The organism is Streptomyces rugosispiralis, from assembly GCF_024505145.1.
GTDB classification, from domain to species: Bacteria; Actinomycetota; Actinomycetes; order Streptomycetales; family Streptomycetaceae; genus Streptomyces; species Streptomyces rugosispiralis.
Map to the genome: position 1 here is coordinate 14,510 of NZ_JANIAA010000009.1, position 16,988 is coordinate 31,497.

General features: G+C 73.2%; 16 protein-coding genes. 10 read left to right on the forward strand and 6 right to left on the reverse strand.

Annotated elements, in window-relative coordinates; translation table 11 throughout:
• Positions 1–75: 75 nt before the first annotated feature.
• Positions 76–945 carry a chitosanase gene (locus NP777_RS16600; protein WP_256650933.1) on the forward strand — a complete coding sequence of 290 codons (870 nt, stop codon included), beginning with the start codon at positions 76–78 and terminating at the stop codon, positions 943–945.
• 96 nt (positions 946–1,041) lie between these two features.
• Positions 1,042–1,767, forward strand: a complete 726-nt coding sequence (locus tag NP777_RS16605; RefSeq protein ID WP_256650934.1) for an alpha/beta fold hydrolase — start codon at positions 1,042–1,044, stop codon at positions 1,765–1,767.
• Positions 1,768–1,810: 43 nt separating this feature from the next.
• Here the strand turns inward: NP777_RS16605 and NP777_RS16610 are convergent, their stop codons facing one another.
• From NP777_RS16610 to NP777_RS16620, 3 genes are all read right to left on the reverse strand, one after another.
• Positions 1,811–2,503 carry a gamma-glutamyl-gamma-aminobutyrate hydrolase family protein gene (locus NP777_RS16610; protein WP_256650935.1) on the reverse strand — a complete coding sequence of 231 codons (693 nt, stop codon included), beginning with the start codon at positions 2,501–2,503 and terminating at the stop codon, positions 1,811–1,813.
• 152 nt (positions 2,504–2,655) lie between these two features.
• Positions 2,656–4,152: an ethanolamine permease gene (gene eat, locus NP777_RS16615; RefSeq protein WP_256650936.1), complete on the reverse strand. Its 1,497-nt coding sequence runs from the start codon at positions 4,150–4,152 to the stop codon at positions 2,656–2,658.
• Between the two features lie 247 nt (positions 4,153–4,399).
• Positions 4,400–5,149 carry a FadR/GntR family transcriptional regulator gene (locus tag NP777_RS16620; RefSeq protein WP_256650937.1) on the reverse strand — a complete coding sequence of 250 codons (750 nt, stop codon included), beginning with the start codon at positions 5,147–5,149 and terminating at the stop codon, positions 4,400–4,402.
• 123 nt (positions 5,150–5,272) lie between these two features.
• Here NP777_RS16620 and NP777_RS16625 point away from each other — a divergent pair, with 123 nt between their 5' ends.
• The 4 genes from NP777_RS16625 (at position 5,273) to NP777_RS16640 (ending at position 9,853) form a co-directional block, all read left to right on the forward strand.
• Entirely contained in the window at positions 5,273–6,640 is a 1,368-nt protein-coding gene (locus NP777_RS16625) for a glutamine synthetase family protein (RefSeq protein WP_256650938.1), read from the forward strand.
• 11 nt (positions 6,641–6,651) lie between these two features.
• Positions 6,652–8,034, forward strand: coding sequence for an aldehyde dehydrogenase family protein (locus tag NP777_RS16630; RefSeq protein ID WP_256650939.1), 1,383 nt, complete (start codon positions 6,652–6,654; stop codon positions 8,032–8,034).
• 1 nt (position 8,035) lies between these two features.
• On the forward strand, positions 8,036–8,818 hold the full coding sequence (locus tag NP777_RS16635; protein WP_256650940.1) for a 3-oxoacyl-ACP reductase: 783 nt from the start codon (positions 8,036–8,038) through the stop codon (positions 8,816–8,818).
• Positions 8,819–8,887: 69 nt separating this feature from the next.
• On the forward strand, positions 8,888–9,853 hold the full coding sequence (locus tag NP777_RS16640) for a DUF2510 domain-containing protein (protein ID WP_256650941.1): 966 nt from the start codon (positions 8,888–8,890) through the stop codon (positions 9,851–9,853).
• Between the two features lie 45 nt (positions 9,854–9,898).
• Here NP777_RS16640 and NP777_RS16645 read toward each other — a convergent pair whose 3' ends face one another.
• On the reverse strand, positions 9,899–11,095 hold the full coding sequence (locus NP777_RS16645) for an amino acid deaminase/aldolase (RefSeq protein WP_256650942.1): 1,197 nt from the start codon (positions 11,093–11,095) through the stop codon (positions 9,899–9,901).
• A gap of 213 nt (positions 11,096–11,308) precedes the next feature.
• Between NP777_RS16645 and NP777_RS16650 the strand changes: the two genes are divergently transcribed.
• Together NP777_RS16650 and mycP are read left to right on the forward strand one after the other, a co-directional pair.
• Positions 11,309–12,385 carry a hypothetical protein gene (locus NP777_RS16650; RefSeq protein ID WP_256650943.1) on the forward strand — a complete coding sequence of 359 codons (1,077 nt, stop codon included), beginning with the start codon at positions 11,309–11,311 and terminating at the stop codon, positions 12,383–12,385.
• Positions 12,382–13,599 (forward strand): type VII secretion-associated serine protease mycosin, encoded by a 1,218-nt coding sequence (mycP, locus tag NP777_RS16655; RefSeq protein WP_256650944.1) that lies wholly within the window; start codon positions 12,382–12,384, stop codon positions 13,597–13,599. Before NP777_RS16650 ends, mycP begins: the two co-directional genes overlap by 4 nt.
• 40 nt (positions 13,600–13,639) lie before the next feature.
• On the opposite strand, the gene NP777_RS16660 is transcribed toward mycP, so the two are convergent.
• Positions 13,640–14,425 carry a serine hydrolase gene (locus tag NP777_RS16660; protein WP_308405140.1) on the reverse strand — a complete coding sequence of 262 codons (786 nt, stop codon included), beginning with the start codon at positions 14,423–14,425 and terminating at the stop codon, positions 13,640–13,642.
• Between the two features lie 79 nt (positions 14,426–14,504).
• On the opposite strand from NP777_RS16660, the gene NP777_RS16665 reads away from it, so the two are divergent.
• Positions 14,505–15,287, forward strand: a complete 783-nt coding sequence (locus tag NP777_RS16665; RefSeq protein WP_256650945.1) for an SseB family protein — start codon at positions 14,505–14,507, stop codon at positions 15,285–15,287.
• A 103-nt stretch (positions 15,288–15,390) separates the two neighbouring features.
• Positions 15,391–16,206, forward strand: coding sequence for an aquaporin (locus NP777_RS16670; RefSeq protein ID WP_256650946.1), 816 nt, complete (start codon positions 15,391–15,393; stop codon positions 16,204–16,206).
• A gap of 120 nt (positions 16,207–16,326) precedes the next feature.
• On the opposite strand, the gene NP777_RS16675 is transcribed toward NP777_RS16670, so the two are convergent.
• Positions 16,327–16,692 carry a DUF1844 domain-containing protein gene (locus NP777_RS16675; RefSeq protein ID WP_256650947.1) on the reverse strand — a complete coding sequence of 122 codons (366 nt, stop codon included), beginning with the start codon at positions 16,690–16,692 and terminating at the stop codon, positions 16,327–16,329.
• Positions 16,693–16,988: the final 296 nt, after the last annotated feature.

Sequence of the window (16,988 nt, forward strand, 5' to 3'; positions counted from 1 at the left end):
GGCCCGGGGCTGCCCCGGCGCGCCCTGGGGCGGCCGCGCGCACTTCCCCCACAGTCGACAAGGAACGGAGTCCCCATGTCCCCCATGCAGCGGAGGATCGGCCTCGCGGCCGTGGCCGTCACGGTACCGGCCGCGCTCGTCTTCACCGGCGTCGGAGTCGGGCAGGCGTCCGACCACCTGCCGTCCTCGTCGGACGCGCGCCACACCCACTCGGCGCTCAAGGTCGCGGCGGCGAGCAACCTGGACGACCCGGCGAAGAAGGAGATCGCCATGAAGCTGGTCTCCAGCGCCGAGAACTCCTCGCTCGACTGGCGCGCCCAGTTCAAGTACATCGAGGACATAGGCGACGGCCGCGGCTACACCGCGGGCATCATCGGATTCTGCTCCGGCACCGGCGACATGCTGGAACTCGTCGAGTACTACACCCAGCAGAAGCCCGGCAACGTCCTGGCCAAGTACCTCCCCGCGCTGCGCGAGGTGAACGGCGGCGACTCCCACGACGGTCTGGACCCGAACTTCACCAAGGACTGGAAGAAGGCCGCCGCCGACAAGGCGTTCCAGGACGCCCAGGAGCACGAGCGCGACCGCGTCTACTTCAACCCGGCCGTCAAGCAGGGCAAGGGCGACGGCGTGGGCGCGCTCGGCCAGTTCATCTACTACGACGCGATCGTGATGCACGGCCCAGGCGACAGCAAGTACAGCTTCGGCGGCATCCGTAAGACCGCCCTGTCCAAGGCCAAGTCCCCGGCGCAGGGCGGCAATGAGACCACCTACCTCAACGCCTTCCTCGACGCCCGTAAGGAGGCCATGAAGAGCGAGGAGGCGCACAGCGACACCAGTCGCGTCGACACCGAGCAGCGGAAGTTCCTCAACGAGAAGAACTTCGACCTGGCGCCCCCGCTGAAGTGGAAGGTCTACGGCGACCCGTACGAGATCAACTCCTGACCGCCGCGCCGGTCCCCGCTTGCTAAGCGGGACACTGTCCCATATCTTCAATCGGGACAGTGTCCCGTTTATTTGGCGTGGGGATGGAGTAGGGCTATGTCGACATATCTGCTGGTGCATGGCGCTTGGCACAGTGGGCAGTGCTGGGAGCGGGTGGTCCCGCTGCTGACGGCGGCCGGCCATCGGGTGCTGGCGCCGACGCTGACCGGCTACGGCGACACGGCGCATCTGGCGGGCCCGGAGGTGGGACTGGACACGCATGTCGACGACATCGTCGGGCTGATCACCGAGGAGGACCTCACCGACGTGGTGCTCGTCGGGCACAGCTACGCCGGGCTGGTCATCTCGTCCGCGGCCAACCGGGTCCCGGAGCGGACCGGGCATCTGGTCTATCTCGACGCCATGGTCCCGGAGGACGGCGAGAGCGCGGCCGATGTCATGCCCTTCGCCCAGGCCATGATCGACCAGGCCGTGGCGTCCGAGAGCGGCTGGCGGATTCCGCCGCTGGCCGGAGTGGAGCCGTCCTCGAGTCTGTTCGGGGTCACCGAACCGGCGGATGTGGAGTGGCTGCGGTCGATGCTGTCGGATCAGCCGGTGCGCTGCCTCCAGCAGCCGGTCCGGCTGGACAACCCGGCCGTGAACGCGATCCCGCGGACCCACATCCACTGCGTCGCCGACGTGCCGGAGGGCATCACCCGGCGGCCCGTTCCCGCGATCCAGCCCAACGGCACCCCGGCACAGGTGTGGGAGCTGGAGACCGGCCACGACTGCATGATCACCATGCCCGCCGAACTCACCGAACTGCTGCTCAAGCTCGGCTGAGCCGGCCTCGCCGCGGGCCGGTCCCGTCCCGGTACGGCCCGCCTCAGCCGGACGCCGCCTCCACCAGGGCGCGCATGACCCGGACATCGTCGCCCGCCTCCGGATGCCACTGGACGCCCAGCACGAACGCCTCCGCGTCCGGCAGCTCCACCGCCTCCACCGTTCCGTCGTCCGTGGCGTGGGCCGACGGGGTCAGCCCCTTGCCCAGCTGGGCCACGGACTGGTGGTGGAAGGTGGGGACGGACATCGGCTCCGGGAGGATCCCGGCGAGGAGCGTGCCCGGGACCGGCTTCACCTCATGGTGGTCGAAGACGCCGGGCGGGCCCGTATGGCCGTCCAAGTGCTGGACGAGGGTGCCGCCGAGGAAGACGTTCAGGAGCTGGTGGCCGCGGCAGATGCCCAGCAGGGGAGTGCCCGACGCCAGGGCCGCCTCGATCAGGGCCAGCTCCCAGGCGTCCCGCTCCCGCGCGGGCGGCCCGGTGCGCGGCTCCGCCTCGGCCCCGTACCGCACCGGTTCCACATCCGGGCCGCCGGAGATGACGAGCCCGTCGAGGCGGGAGACGACGTACGCGGCGGCGGCCGGGTCCTCGTCCGGTGGCAGCATCGCCGCCAGGCCGCCCGCGCGCTGGACGAGCAGGTGGTAGCCCGCGGGCAGCAGCGCGGCGGGGAGGTTCCACACGCCCCAGCTCGCCGAGGGTTCGAGATAGGTGCTGACGCCGATCAGGGGCTTGGACACCGGGGACTCCGATCTTCGTGGATCTGCTCGGTCGCGGGACGGTTCCCGGCCGGGGACCGTTCTCCGCCGCGGGACGGTTCCCGGCCGCGGGTCGGTTCTCCGCCGTGGGACGGTTCTCCGCCGTGGGACGGTTCTCCGCCGTGGGAATGGTCTCAGTCGCGGGACAGTTCCGCCTCGGCCTCCGCCAGCGCCGCGAACTCCTCCTCCGGCGCGGCCGCGACCAGGCGGTGGCGGCTGTAGAAGGCGAAGTAGGCCAGCGCCACCGCGTAGACACCGAGCGCGATGAAGGCCGCGTCCTTGTCCACCAGGAAGGTGGCCACCAGTGCCGAGAGGGCCAGGACGAAGGCGACGGACGACGTCACCGTGGAGCCCGGGGTGCGGTAGGGACGCTCCAGGTCCGGTTCGCGGCGGCGCAGGACGATGTGCGAGAGCGACATCAGCGCGTACGAGATGGTGGCGCCGAAGACCGCGGTGTTGAGCATCCGGGCGCCGTCGCCGGTCCACGCCGCGAGCGTGAAGCCGATGGCGCCCGGGACCAGCAGGCCCAGGAAGGGGGCCTTGCGGCTGCTGGTCAGCGAGAGGAAGCGGGGCAGATAACCGGCCCGGGAGAGCGCGAACAGCTGGCGCGAACCGGCGAAGATCAGGGAGAAGAAGGAGGCCACGAGCCCGGCGAGCCCCGCGTAGTTGACGATGCGGGACAGCGCGGTGGCCTTGCCGTCCGGCTGCAGCGCCTCGACCAGCGGGTTGCCCGCGTCCTGGACGGCGCTCGGGCCGCGCGCCCCCGTCGCCGCGAGGAAGGTGAGCAGGGCGAGGAGCAGCAGGATGCCCATGGACCAGGCCATGGCCTTCGGCAGCGTACGGGCCGGGTCCCGGGTCTCCTCGGCCGCCAGCGGCACCCCCTCCACGCCCAGGAAGAACCACATGCCGAAGGGGAACGCGGACCAGATGCCGAGCAGCCCGAACGGCAGCCAGGAGCTCGCGCCGAAGGAGGAGTGGTCCGCCGGGATGTCGTTGAGCGAGCCCGCGTCGAAGTCGGTGAGGGCGCCCACGGCGAAGACCAGCAGCGCGGCGACGGCGATGGCGGTCACGACCAGGCTGAACCGCAGGGCCTCGCCCACGCCCCACAGATGGATGCCGATGAAGATGACGAAACACGCCAGATAGACCGGCCAGCCGGACTCCAGGCCGAAGAGCCCCAGCGACTCGACGTAGTCGCCGATGAAGATGGAGATGGCGGCGGGCGCCAGGACGTACTCGATGAGGATCGCCGTGCCGGTGAGGAAGCCGCCCCAGGGGCCGAGGGCGCGCCGCGCGAAGCCGTAGCCGCCGCCCGCGGTGGGGAGGATCGCGGCCAGTTCCGCCAGGGCGAACACCATGCAGGCGTACATCAGGCCCATCAGCAGGGCGGCGATGGCGAGACCGCCGAAGCCGCCCTCCGCCAAGCCGAAGTTCCAGCCCGAGAAGTCGCCGGAGACGACATAGGCGACGCCGAGGCCGGTCAGCAGTAGGGGGCCCGCGCTGCCGCGCCGCAGGGTGCGGCGCTCCAGATACGCGTCCTCGGGGGATGTCGCCGGGCCGCCGCCCGGCGGGGCGCCACCGGCGGAGCCACGAGCGGATTCGGTGCGGGCGGATTCGGTACCGTCGGCCATGGGGGACACTCCTGCTCCACACGAGGGGGCGATGGCAAAGGTGTGGGGCCATACCTTTGCCTTCCCATCGGCGATGCGCAAGACCTCTGCGTAAAACCGTGGTTAAGGACCCCCGAGGACCCCGAGGACCCCGAGGACCCCGAGGACCCCGAGGACCCCGAGGACCCCGAGGACCCCGAGGACCCCGAGGACCCCCGAGCCCCCCGAGGACCCCCCAACCCCCCAGGGCCTCCCTGGGGCCGGCCGCTCAGACCAGGAAGCCGCGCAGCAGCGCCGCCGTGCCCTCGCAGTGCTCCCGCATCACCTCGCGCGCCCCGTCCGCGTCCCCGTCCAGCACCGCCTCGACCAGTGCCCCGTGCTGGGCCTGGGAGTGCTCGAGATTCTTGACCAGCAGCGGGATGCAGTCCAGCAGGTCGTTGACGGTCGCGCGGACGGCCGCGTACTGGGCGGCCAGCGACGGTGAGCCCGCCAGCTCCGCGAGCGTGAGGTGGAGCATCGTGTCCAGACGGCGGTAGTCCGCCAACGGGGCGTCCCGCGTCGCGTCCAGGGCCGCCCGCAGCCGCCGCGCCTGCCCCGCCCCCAGCCCGTGCGCGGCGCACAGCCCCGCCGCGCCCACCTCCAGGACCTCGCGGAACCGCAGGGTGTCCTCGACGTCCACCGCCTCGACCCGGCGCCGCAACTCGTCCTCGCCGCCCTCCGCGGGCTCGGGCCTGGCCCGGACGAAGGTGCCGCCGTAGCGGCCGCGGCGGCTCTCCACCAGCCCCTGGTCCTGGAGCACCTTCAGCACCTCGCGCAGGGTCACCCGGCTGATCCGCAGCCGGCCGGCCAGCTCCCGCTCGGCCGGGAGCCGGCCGCCGTCCGGGACCAGCCCCAGCCGCAGCACCTGGAGTATCTGCTCCAGCGCCTCCTCGAAGCCGTTCCCCGCGCGCACCGGGCGCAGCACCGGCGCCAGCCGGTCCTCCGCCGCGCTCCCGCGCCCACTCCCGCTCTCGCTCATCGAACCGTCCGCACCTACTTCCCAACCAATGGTCTGCGGTATTACCTTAAGGCCACCCCGCGCCCCCCGACCCCTCCCCGCACCCTCCGTTCCCCCGAATTCTCCGACGCAGGAGGCCCCACCGTGGCAGACCGCACGCCCCCGCTCTCGGTCGACGAGCTGACCAGACTGGTCGCCGCCGGGGAGATCGACACCGTCGTCCTGGCCTTCACCGATATGCAGGGAAGGCTCCAGGGCAAGCGGTTCGCCGCCCGCTTCTTCCTCGACGACGTCCTGGCACACGGCACCGAGGGCTGCAACTACCTCCTCGCCGTCGACACCGAGATGAACACCGTCGACGGCTACGCCATGTCCTCCTGGGAGCGCGGCTACGGCGACTTCGCCATGCACGGCGACACCGCCACCCTGCGCCGCACCCCCTGGAACCCCGGCACCGCCCTCCTCACCGCCGATCTCGCCTGGCACGACGGCAGCCCGGTGGTCGCCTCCCCGCGCCAGATCCTGCGCCGTCAGCTCGACCGGCTCGCCGAGCGCGGCTGGACCGCGTACACCGGCACCGAGCTGGAGTTCATGGTCTTCAGGGACAGCTACGAGCAGGCGTGGAACACCGGCTACCGCGGGCTGACCCCCGTCAACCAGTACAACGTCGACTACTCCGTCCTCGGCACCGGCCGGGTCGAGCCCCTGCTGCGCCGCATCCGCAACGAGATGGGCGCCGCCGGGATGACCGTCGAGTCGGCCAAGGGGGAGTGCAACCTCGGCCAGCACGAGATCGCCTTCCGCTACGCCGACGCCCTGACCACCTGCGACCAGCACGCGGTCTACAAGACCGGCGCCAAGGAGATCGCCGCCCAGGAGGGCATGGCGCTCACCTTCATGGCCAAGTACGACGAGCGCGAGGGCAACTCCTGCCATATCCACCTCTCGCTGCGCGACGAGGCCGGGCATGCCGTGCTCGCCGCCGACGACGGCGAGTACGGCATGTCGAAGACCATGCGCCACTTCCTCGCCGGACAGATCGCGGCGATGCGCGACTTCACCCTGCTCTACGCCCCGAACATCAACTCCTACAAGCGGTTCCGCCCCGGCTCCTTCGCGCCCACCGCCGTCGCCTGGGGCCCGGACAACCGCACCTGCGCGCTGCGCGTCATCGGCCACGGCCCCTCCCACCGGCTGGAGAACCGGCTCCCCGGCGGCGACGTCAACCCGTACCTGGCCGTGGCCGGGATGGTGGCCGCCGGGCTGCACGGCGTGGAGCAGGAGCTGGAGCTCCCCGAGGTCTGTACCGGCAACGCCTACACCGGCGACGCCGAGCACGTCCCGACCTCGCTGCGCGACGCCGCCGAGCTGTGGCGGAACAGCCCGATAGCGCGGGCCGCCTTCGGCGACGAGGTGGTCGAGCACTACCTCAACATGGCACGCGTCGAGCAGGACGCCTACGACACCGCCGTCACGGACTGGGAGCGCTTCCGGTCCTTCGAGCGCATGTGAGGAACCAGCGAGTGAGCACCGAACACCCCCACGAACACCACATCCTCAACCCGGCCACCGAGGAGGTCATCGCCACCGTCCCCGCCACCACCCCGGACGGGGTGGCCGCCGCCGTGGCCCGCGCCACCGAGGCGCGGCGCGGCTGGGCCGCGCTCGCCCCCGCCGACCGCGCCCGGCTGCTGCGCCGCTTCGCCGCCGCCGTGGACGACCACCTCGAGGAGCTGGCCGCCCTCGAGGTCCGCGAGGCGGGCCATCCGATCGGGAACGCCCGCTGGGAGGCGGGCAATGTGCGCGATCTGCTGGACTACGCGGCCGGGGGAGCGGAGCGGCTGAGCGGCGCCCAGATCCCGGTGGCCGGCGGTCTGAACGTCACCTTCCACGAGCCGCTCGGCGTGGTCGCGGTCATCGCGCCGTGGAACTTCCCCATGCCGATCGCCGCCTGGGGCACCGCGCCCGCCCTGGCCGCCGGGAACGCCGTGGTCCTCAAACCGGCCGAGACCACCCCGCTCACCGCGCTCCGGCTGGCCGAACTCGCCCTGGCGGCGGGCCTGCCCGAGGGGCTGTTCCAGGTGCTGCCCGGGGCCGGGCCGGTCGCGGGCGCGGCGCTGGTCGAGCACCCCGGTGTCGCCAAGGTCGTCTTCACCGGCTCCACGGCGGTCGGCAAGGAGATCATGGCCAAATGCGCCGCGGGCGTGAAGCGGGTGACCCTCGAACTCGGCGGCAAGAGCCCGAACATCGTCTTCGCCGACGCCGACCTCGAGCGTGCCGCGGCCGCCGCCCCCGGCTCCTTCCTCGACAACACCGGGCAGGACTGCTGCGCCCGCAGCCGCATCCTGGTCCAGCGGAGCGTCTACGACCGGTTCATGGAGCTGCTGGCGCCCGCGGTGACCTCCTTCGCGGTCGGCGACCCGGCCGACCCCGCCACCGCCATGGGCCCGCTGATCTCGGCCGCCCAGCGGGAGCGCGTACGGTCCTACGTACCCGAGGACGCGCCCGCCGCGATCCGCGGCGAGGCCCCGACGGGCAAGGGGTTCTGGTATCCGGCCACCGTGCTGGAGGCCACCGGACCCGGGGACCGCGCCGCCGTGGAGGAGATCTTCGGCCCGGTCGCCGTCGTCCTCCCCTTCGAGGACGAGGCCGACGCCGTACGGCTGGCCAACGCCACCGACTACGGCCTGTCCGGCTCGATCTGGACCCGTGACGTGGGCCGCGCGGTCCGGGTCTCGCGCGCCGTCGCCGCCGGGAACCTGTCCGTCAACTCGCACAGCAGCGTGCGGTACGCCACCCCCTTCGGCGGCTACAAGCAGTCCGGCCTGGGCCGGGAGCTGGGCCCCGACGCCCTCGCCGCCTTCACCGAGACCAAGAACGTCTTCATCAGCACCGAGGAGCAGTGACGTGACCGAGACCCCCGTGTGCCGCCGTCTGGTGGGCCGTACCGCCGTCATCACCGGAGCGGGCAGCGGCATCGGCCTGGCCACCGCCCGCCGCCTGGCCTCCGAGGGCGCGCAGGTCGTCTGCGCCGATATCGACGAGAGCGCGGGCAAGGCCGCCGCCGACGAGGTCGGCGGGCTGTTCGTGCGGGTGGACGTGACCGACGCCGAGCAGGTCGAGGCGCTCTTCAAGACCGCCTTCGACACCTACGGTTCGGTGGACATCGCCTTCAACAACGCCGGGATCTCCCCGCCCGACGACGACTCGATCCTCACCACCGGGCTCGACGCCTGGAAGCGGGTCCAGGAGGTCAACCTCACCTCCGTCTATCTGTGCTGCAAGGCCGCGCTGCCGTACATGCGGCGGCAGGGCCGGGGCTCCATCATCAACACCGCCTCGTTCGTGGCCGTGATGGGCGCCGCCACCTCCCAGATCAGCTACACCGCCTCCAAGGGCGGGGTGCTGGCCATGTCCCGTGAACTGGGCGTGCAGTTCGCCCGCGAGGGCATCCGGGTCAACGCGCTGTGCCCGGGGCCGGTCAACACCCCGCTGCTGAAGGAGCTGTTCGCCAAGGACCCGGAGCGGGCCCAGCGCCGGCTGGTGCACGTACCGGTGGGCCGGTTCGCCGAGCCGGAGGAGATCGCCTCCGCCGTGGCCTTCCTGGCCAGCGATGACGCGTCCTTCGTCAACGCCGCCGAGTTCCTCGTGGACGGCGGGATCGCCGGGGCATATGTCACGCCGTTGTAGTCCGGGTGCGTAGTCCTGCCATCCGCGGTGTACGGACCCCACCCCTGGCCATAGGCTGACCGTGTGACCATGAACACGCCTCCCGGCTGGTACCCCGATCCCGGTTACGCAGGTAACGGCCCCGCCATGGAACGGTGGTGGGACGGCTCGGCCTGGACCGAGTACACGCGTGATGCCTCGGGCGCCGCGGACCCGGCCTTCGGCCCGCCGCCGCCCCCCTACCTGCCGGGGCGGCAGGGGGGCCACGGGCACAGCCGGGGCCGGGGCCCGAGGATCGCGGCGCTCTCCGTCGCGGTCGGCGTCGTCGTCGCCGCGATCGCCGGTGGCATCGTGCTGCTTGGCGACGGCGGCGACGGCGGTGGGAACGCCCAGACCGGGCCCGCCCCCAGCACCTCCGCACCGGACGACGGCGGCGATCCGGCCCCGGACCTCCCGACCCCGGACAACCCCTCGGAGGGGCCCACCGAGAGCCCCAGCGCACCGCCGAGCTACGACCCGGACACCGCCCCGGACCAGGCCAACGGCATCAGCCTGCCGGTGCTCTCCGGCTGGCAGGCGGGGCGCAGCAGCTCCGGCGGCGCGGGCGTCACCACCTCCCGCTACCCCTGTCCGGGCGACCCGTCCACCGACTGCGTGCGCGGCGGCGCCTTCTCCCGGACCGCCGAGGGCTACCGGGCCACCTCCGCCAAGGGCATAGCCAAGGAGGACATCGCGCAGAACGCCGAGGAGTCCTACGGCACGGACAAGGACACCGACCGCAAGGCGTACGGCGGGATCACCTCCCACAAGCAGCTGAAGGCCTCGACGGTCGAGGTCGCGGGCGAGAAGGGCTATCTGGTCCGCTGGAAGGTGGTGACGAAGAAGGGCGACGACGGCATCGTCCAGTCGGTGGCGTTCCCCTCGCCCACCATGCCGGACACGATGGTCGTGGTGCGCTTCGGGTTCGACGAGAGCGACAAGGCGCCGCCGCTCGGCGACATGGACAAGATCGTCAAGGGCATCGAGGCGCTGGCGGGCGACGGCCGGTCCATCTAGCCGCGTTGTGGCGGCACATTCCGGTCGTTGCTCGAAAAGTATCGGTCACAGGAACGTCCTGCCCTCGCCCCGGTACGTCGGCACCTCGGCCACCACCCGGTCCCCCTCGATCAGCCGCAGCGTGTCGAACCGCTCGCACAGCTCACCGGCCTTGGCGTGCCGGAACCACACCTTGTCGCCGATCAGCAGATCGTCGGCGGCCGTGCCCAGCAGCGGAGTCTGCACCTCGCCCGGCCCCTCCATCGAGTCGTACGCGAGCCCCTCCGGCAGATACGGCACCGGCAGCCGGTCCCGGCCCGCCGCGCCCGACGCCGGATAGCCGCCGCCGAGCACCGTCACCACGCCCACCCCGGGGCGGCGCACCACCGGCTGGGCGAACAGGGCCGCCGGGCGGCCGCGGAAGGAGGTGTAGTGGTCGAACAGCCGCGGCTGGTAGAGCCCGGATCCGGCGGCGATCTCGGTCACCGCGTCCTCCGCGGCGGTGTGCTGCACACTGCCCGTACCGCCGCCGTTGACGAACTCCAGGTCCGCCACGGCCCGCACCGCCCGTACGGCCGCGGCCCGGCGCACCGCGAGCTCCCGGCGCGCGACGGACTGCATCAGCCGGATGGCGCGCGAGCGCAGCGGGCTCCCGGGCACCGCGTCGCCCACGCCCGCCACATGCCCCTCGTACGCCATCAGCCCGACCAGCCGGAAGCCGGGGCGGTCGGCGATCGCCCGCGCCAGGGCGGCCAGTTGCTCCGGTTCGCGCAGCGGTGAGCGCAGCGCCCCGACCCGCACCTTCCCGCCGAGCATCCGCAGCGAGGTGTCCAATTCCAGGCAGACCCGGACCTCTTCGGTCCCGGCACGAACGCTGTCGATCAGATCGAGATGGGAGAGGTCGTCCACCATCACGGTCACGGCCTCGGCCAGCTTGGGGTCGCCGGTGAGGGTGGCGAAGCCGTCCCGGTCGGCGGAGGGGTAGGCGAGCAGCACGTCGTCGAACCCCTCGCGGGCCAGCCACAGCGACTCCGGGAGCGTGAAGCTCATGATCCCCGCGAAGCCGTCGCGCGCGAGCGCCCGCTCCAACAGCGCGCGGCAGCGCACGGATTTGCTGGCCACGCGGATCGGTTTGCCTCCCGCCCGATGGACCAGATCCCGTGCGTTGTCGTCGAAGGCTCCCAGGTCGACAATCGCCACGGGCGCTTCGAGATGGGCGGTGGCCCGGTCGTACCGGGCCCGGTCAGCGGCGGCAGCGGACATGGACGCAGCTTGCCAGACCGCTATTACCACTGGGTAGAGGGCGGCCGGTGCGCAGGGCCCCCGGCTGGCCGTAGAGTGTCGCGCACGCTACGACCGGCAGGTCAGCGGCGTGTTGTCCGTATACGGGCCCGCCTGCCCGAAAGGCGGTGCGGTGGCGCGGCGAACCGGACGGAGCCAGGTGAAGCAGGTCTCGACGGGTGCGAGGGGGTGCAGGTGAGCACCGACGCGGAACAGGCGCACTCACCCCACGGCACGCCCCCACCACGCCCCGCACAACCCCCGCGCACGGCGCCCGAGCGGCCCTCCGCGCACCCTCCGCGCCCCGCCAACGCGCCCCGGTTCACCCCGGATCCGGAGACCCCCGTCCTCGGCGTACGGGCGAAGACGCCGTTCTCCAGAGCCACCGCCGGGGCGCCCGGCACCGGAGTGCCCCCGCAGCCCTCGGCACCGCCGCGCCCCTCCGCGCCACCGCGCGCCGGGGGGCTGTTCGCGGACGGCGCGCTCTTCGCGGACGGCGGGCTGGGCGGCCGACGCCGTCCCCCCAGCCGTACGGCGGCCGCCGCCGCGAGTCTCGTCCTCGGCCTCGGGCTGCTCGGCGGGGCGGCGGCCGGAAGCTGGCTGGGCGACGACCCCGGCGCCCCGCCGTCCACCGCCGACACCTATGCCCACGCCCGCTCCGCCTGGCACAGCATCCCCGTGGACGACCTCTTCCCGCGCACCCTGCGCGGCAAGGGCGAGGGCCCCGGCGGCGCCGACCGCGTCTGGACCCGGATAGCCGTGGCCCCCGACAGCAGCTGTGGCGGCGGATTCGATCCGCTGCTCGCCAAGGCGCTGGCCCCGGTGGGCTGCGAACGGCTGGTGCGCGCCACGTACACCGACGCCACCAGCACCAGCGTCACCACCGTCGGCGTGCTGATCACCACATCGGGACCCACCGGCATGCGGGCGCTGCGGCAGCGCTTCGTGGCCGAGAAGCTGGACGAGCGCACCGATCTGATGCCGCGCGCCTACGCGGCCAAGGGCACCGCCGCCGCCGGTTTCGGCGACGACCAGCGCGCCAGCTGGCGGATCCGGATCCTCACCGACGCCCCCGCCGTCATCTACACCGTCACCGGCTTCGCCGACGGCCGTGAGGTCACCGACCCGGAGTCGGCGGGCGAGGCGACCCAGCGCGGCGCCACCTCGGCCCCCGCGCAGTCCGGTCTCGGCAACGACGCCCGGGGCATCGCCGACGCGATCGAGCCCGGATTCCGCCGGGCCCTGGCCACGTTCACGGAGACCACGTCATGACCGGGTTCGGGCGGCGCCTCGTCGTGGCCCTCGCCGCCGCCGGGCTGACCCTGGTGCCCGCCGCGCCCGGATACGCCGACGGCATACAGGCCCAGGAGTGGGCGCTGGACACCCTCCACGTCCGCGAGGCATGGCAGACCACCAAGGGCTCCGGGATCACCGTCGCCGTCCTCGACACGGGCGTCGACGACGGCCACCCGGACCTCGCGGGCCAGGTGGAGCCGGGGAAGGACCTCATCGGCTTCGGCGCCCGGCGCGGCGAGCGCGCCTGGGCCCGCCACGGCACCGCCATGGCCGGGATCATCGCCGGGCACGGCCACGGCGCCTCCGGCGGCGAGGGCGTCCTGGGCGTCGCCCCGAAGGCCCGGATCCTGCCGGTGCGGGTGATCCTCGAGGACTCGGACCCCGACCGTAAGAAGGCCCGCTCGACCCGTGGCGGCGCGCTCGCCGCCGGGATCCGCTGGGCGGCCGACCACGGCGCCGACGTCATCAACCTCTCGCTCGGCGACGACAGCGCCTCCGCCCACCCCGAGGCCGCCGAGGACGCCGCCGTGCAGTACGCGCTGCGCAAGGGCGCGGTCGTGGTCGCCTCCGCGGGCAACGGCGGTGAGAAGGGCGACCGGGTCTCCTACCCGGCCGCCTACCCCGGGGTGATCGCCGTGACCGCCGTGGACCGCTACGGCTCCCGCGCCGCCTTCTCCACCCGCCGCTGGTACGCCACCGTCAGCGCACCCGGCGTCGACGTGGTCATCGCCGACCCCGACAAGCGCTACTACGAGGGCTGGGGCACCAGCGCGGCCGCCGCCTTCGTCTCCGGCTCCGTCGCCCTCGTCCGCGCCGCCCACCCCGACCTGAGCCCGCGCCAGATCCGCGGGCTCCTCACCCGGACCGCCCAGGACGCCCCCGAGGGCGGCCGCAGCGACGACCTCGGCGCGGGCCTGGTGAACCCGGCGGCGGCGATCACCGCGGGCGACAAGCTGAAGCCCGAGGCCCAGCGCCCCGCGGCGGCCGCCTCCCCGAACCGCTACTTCGGCGACGGCCCCGGCCACACCCAGGGCGCCCACGACGGCTCCGGCCCCAACCGGATGGCCCTCCTCGCCGGCCTCGCGGGCACAGCCCTGGTGGTCGCCGCGGTGTCCCTGTGGCGCGGCTCGGGCCCGCTACGGGTGCCCCGGCGGCTGCGAGCGTTGCTGACGGGGGCGCGTACGCGCTGAGCGGCGCCCGTCGCGTCGTCGGCGCGGGGCCGCCGGCCGTCTATCGCGATGCGCAGGCGGCGGTCGTCGACACGGCCGTTCGTGCCACCTCTTCCACCAGCGCCACCCCGCTCTCCCGGTCGGCATGGCCCTCGGACAGCACCGCGACCAGACAGGGCCGACCGTTCACCGTCACCTCGCCGATGCTGTTGATGACCCACAGGCCGGTGGCATCGCGGGGCATCCAGCCGTTCTTGAGTCGCGGCGCGGCGCCGGTGCCGTCCGCGGCGGACCCGATGCCCCAACTCTGACCCGCGGTGACGCGGCCCATCAGCGTCCGCAGATACGCCTGCGAGTGCGCGCTGAGCGGGGAGCCGTCCAGGAAGACCGCGCGCAGCAGGGTCAGCTGGTCGGCCGCGGTGGTGCGGGTCAGACCCCAGCGTCCGCGGTCGTCGGCGTGGGTGGCGGTCAGCCCGAGCCGTCCCAGCGCGGCCTCGAGGCCGTTCGCCCCGCCGATCGTCCCCCACAGCGCCGTGGCCGCGTCGTTGTCGCTCTTCTCGATCATCACGCCCGCGTACGAACGCTCCTGGGCGGTCAGCCGCCGCCCCTCGTCCTGCGCCCCGAGCAGCAGCGCCGCGAGGATGCCGACCTTGATGACGCTCGCCGTGGCGTACGAACCGTCGCCATGGGACCCGCTCGTTCCGGACCCGGGTTCCAGGATCGCGACCGAGAAGTCCGCGGTGGAGCCCGCCGCCAGGGGCGCGAGCCGCTCGGCGAGCGCGCCGCTCAGCCCGCCCGGGAGGGACTGGGCGGACGGGGCCGGGCCGCCGTCGGTCACGCGTTCCACGCCGTCTCCTTCACTGCCGCCCCGCCCCGGGTGGGGGTGCGGGGGATCTCGGTCTCCGCGCTCTCGATACCCTCAAGGCGTGGCGCTCAAGAACATTCCCGACCCCGGCTTCTCCGGCGACGACGGCTCAGCCGACCCTCGGCTGACCGCGGCCCTCGCCGCCTGGGCCGATGACCGCTCGGCCGAACCGGAGGTGCTCGCCGCGCTCACCGAAGCCCGCCTGCTCGTCCCCGTGGTGGCGATCCTCGGTGAGGCCGAGGAAGTGGAATCCAAGCCGCGCGAAGCGTCCGTTGAGGGTGGTGGTGGGCGACGGGCGGGCGGGCTGCGCCGCGACAAGACCAGCGACATGGCGGTGCCCACGCTCCAGGCCCCCGACGGCCGACGCGCGCTGCCCGCGTTCACCTCGCTCGAGACACTGGCCCGCTGGCGCCCGGACGCCCGGCCCGTGGCCGTACCGCTGCGCCAGGCGCTGCAGGCCACCGCCCATGAGAAGGCGGACACCCTGGTGCTGGACCTCGCGGGTCCGGTGCCGTACCAGCTGACCGGTCCCGCCCTGCTCGCCCTCGCCGAGGGGCGGACCAGCGCCGATCCGCTCGCCGACCCGGCCGTGACCGAGGCGGTGCGCACCGTGCTGGCCGCCGAACCGGAGGTGCTCCGGGCTCATCTGGCCCCGGCGGCGGACGCCGACGGGATGCTCGCGCTCGCCCTGGCGCCGGAGGCGCGGGCGCGCGAGACGGCGCACCGGGTGGCGGGCGCCCTGGCCGCCGACGAGGTGCTGCGGGCGCGGCTGGTGCGCGGGCTGACCCTGGCACTGCTGCCGCCGGACGCGAAGGTCCCCGGCGAACCGCTCTTCACCCGCTGAGGACCGGGCCCGGCCCTCCCCATTCGGACAACAGGCGAATCCTCCCGATTCCCCCCACAATGCTTAGGCGACTGGCGGTCGGAATCTGCGTGAGGAGAGCGCCATGGAGACGAGAACGGTCGTAGCGGAGTTCATCGGGACCGCGATGCTGGTCCTCTTCGGAGTCGGCTCGCTGGTCCTGGCGGGCGACTACATCAACGCCCTCGGGATCTCGCTCGCCTTCGGCTTCACGCTGATCGCGATCGCCTTTGCGTTCGGGCGCATCTCGGGCTGCCACGTCAACCCGGCGGTGACCCTCGGTGTGCTGCTGGCCAGGCGCATCGACATCCGTACGGCCGTCCAGTACTGGGTCGCGCAGTTCGTGGGCGCGATCGTGGGCGCGGCGATTCTGTTCCTGCTCGCCAACCAGGTGCCCCGGCTCCAGACGGCCGGCGCCTTCGGCAGCAACGGCTACGGCGGCCGCTCACCGGTGGGCATGGGCGCGGGCGGGGCCTTCCTCGCCGAGGTGCTGCTGACCTTCCTGCTGGTCTTCGTCTTCCTCACGGTGACCCACGCGGTGCCGATGGTCGGCGCAGAACCGGTCCCGGTGGGCCTCGCCTACGCCGCGGCCAACCTGATCGGCATCCCGCTGACCTGGGCCTCGGTCAATCCGGCACGCAGCTTCGGCCCCGCGATCTTCGCGGGCGGCGACGCACTGGGCCAGCTGTGGCTGTTCATCGTGGCACCGCTGGTCGGCGGGGTGCTCGCCGCCGTGGTGCACCGGTTCACCCATCAACATCCGGCGGGCCGGGCCGAGCAGGAGGAGGCGCATCCGCCCCCGGCGACCGGGCCGTGGGGACGCATGCGCGGCGGCCACCGCCCCGAGGCGGGCGGCCCGGAGACCAAGGGCCCGGAGACCAAGGGCCCGGAGGCGGCCTGAGCCGCTGCCGGGGGCCCGGCCGTAAGGGGGCAGCCGGTCGGCCGAAGACGGCAGCCGGTCGGCCGAAGACGGCAGCCGGTCGGCCGAAGACCGTAGCCGGTCGGCCGGAGACGGCAGCCGTCAGCCGAAGACCGGGCCGGTGAACTTCTCGCCGGGTCCCTGCCCCGGCTCGTCCGGCACCACCGACGCCTCGCGGAAGGCGAGCTGGAGCGACTTCAAGCCGTCCCGCAGCGGAGCGGCGTGGAAGGAGCTGATCTCCGTGGCGCTGGCCGTGATCAGCCCCGCCAGGGCGTTGATCAGTTTCCGCGCCTCGTCCAGGTCCTTGTGCTGGGGGCCCTCCTCGGCCAGTCCGAGGTTGACCGCGGCGGCGCTCATCAGGTGCACCGCGACCGTGGTGATCACCTCGACGGCGGGCACATCCGCGATGTCCCGGGTCAACCGGTCGAAGTCGGGGGCCGGCGGCTGCCCGGCGTTGGCGTCGGTCATGGTGGTACGGGCTCACTTCCTGATGGACGGTGTGCCCCAGCCTAGGCGTCCGCCCGGCGCCGTACGCACGGGGCGGGTGAGTTCACAGGAACGAGAGGGACGGGGGAAGCCGGGAGTCCGGGGACCGGGGGAACGGCGGATGCCGGAGGCGCAGCGGGTGAGCATCCCGCGCGGGTGCTGGTATCGTAGATAAACGACCGGCTGGTCACCTGTGTGTCCGGCCCACAAGTGGAGGCTCCCCAGCTCCCACCTCCCGACCCCCCGGGTCGGCAGGTCATCGGTCAGGCTGCGCCCCG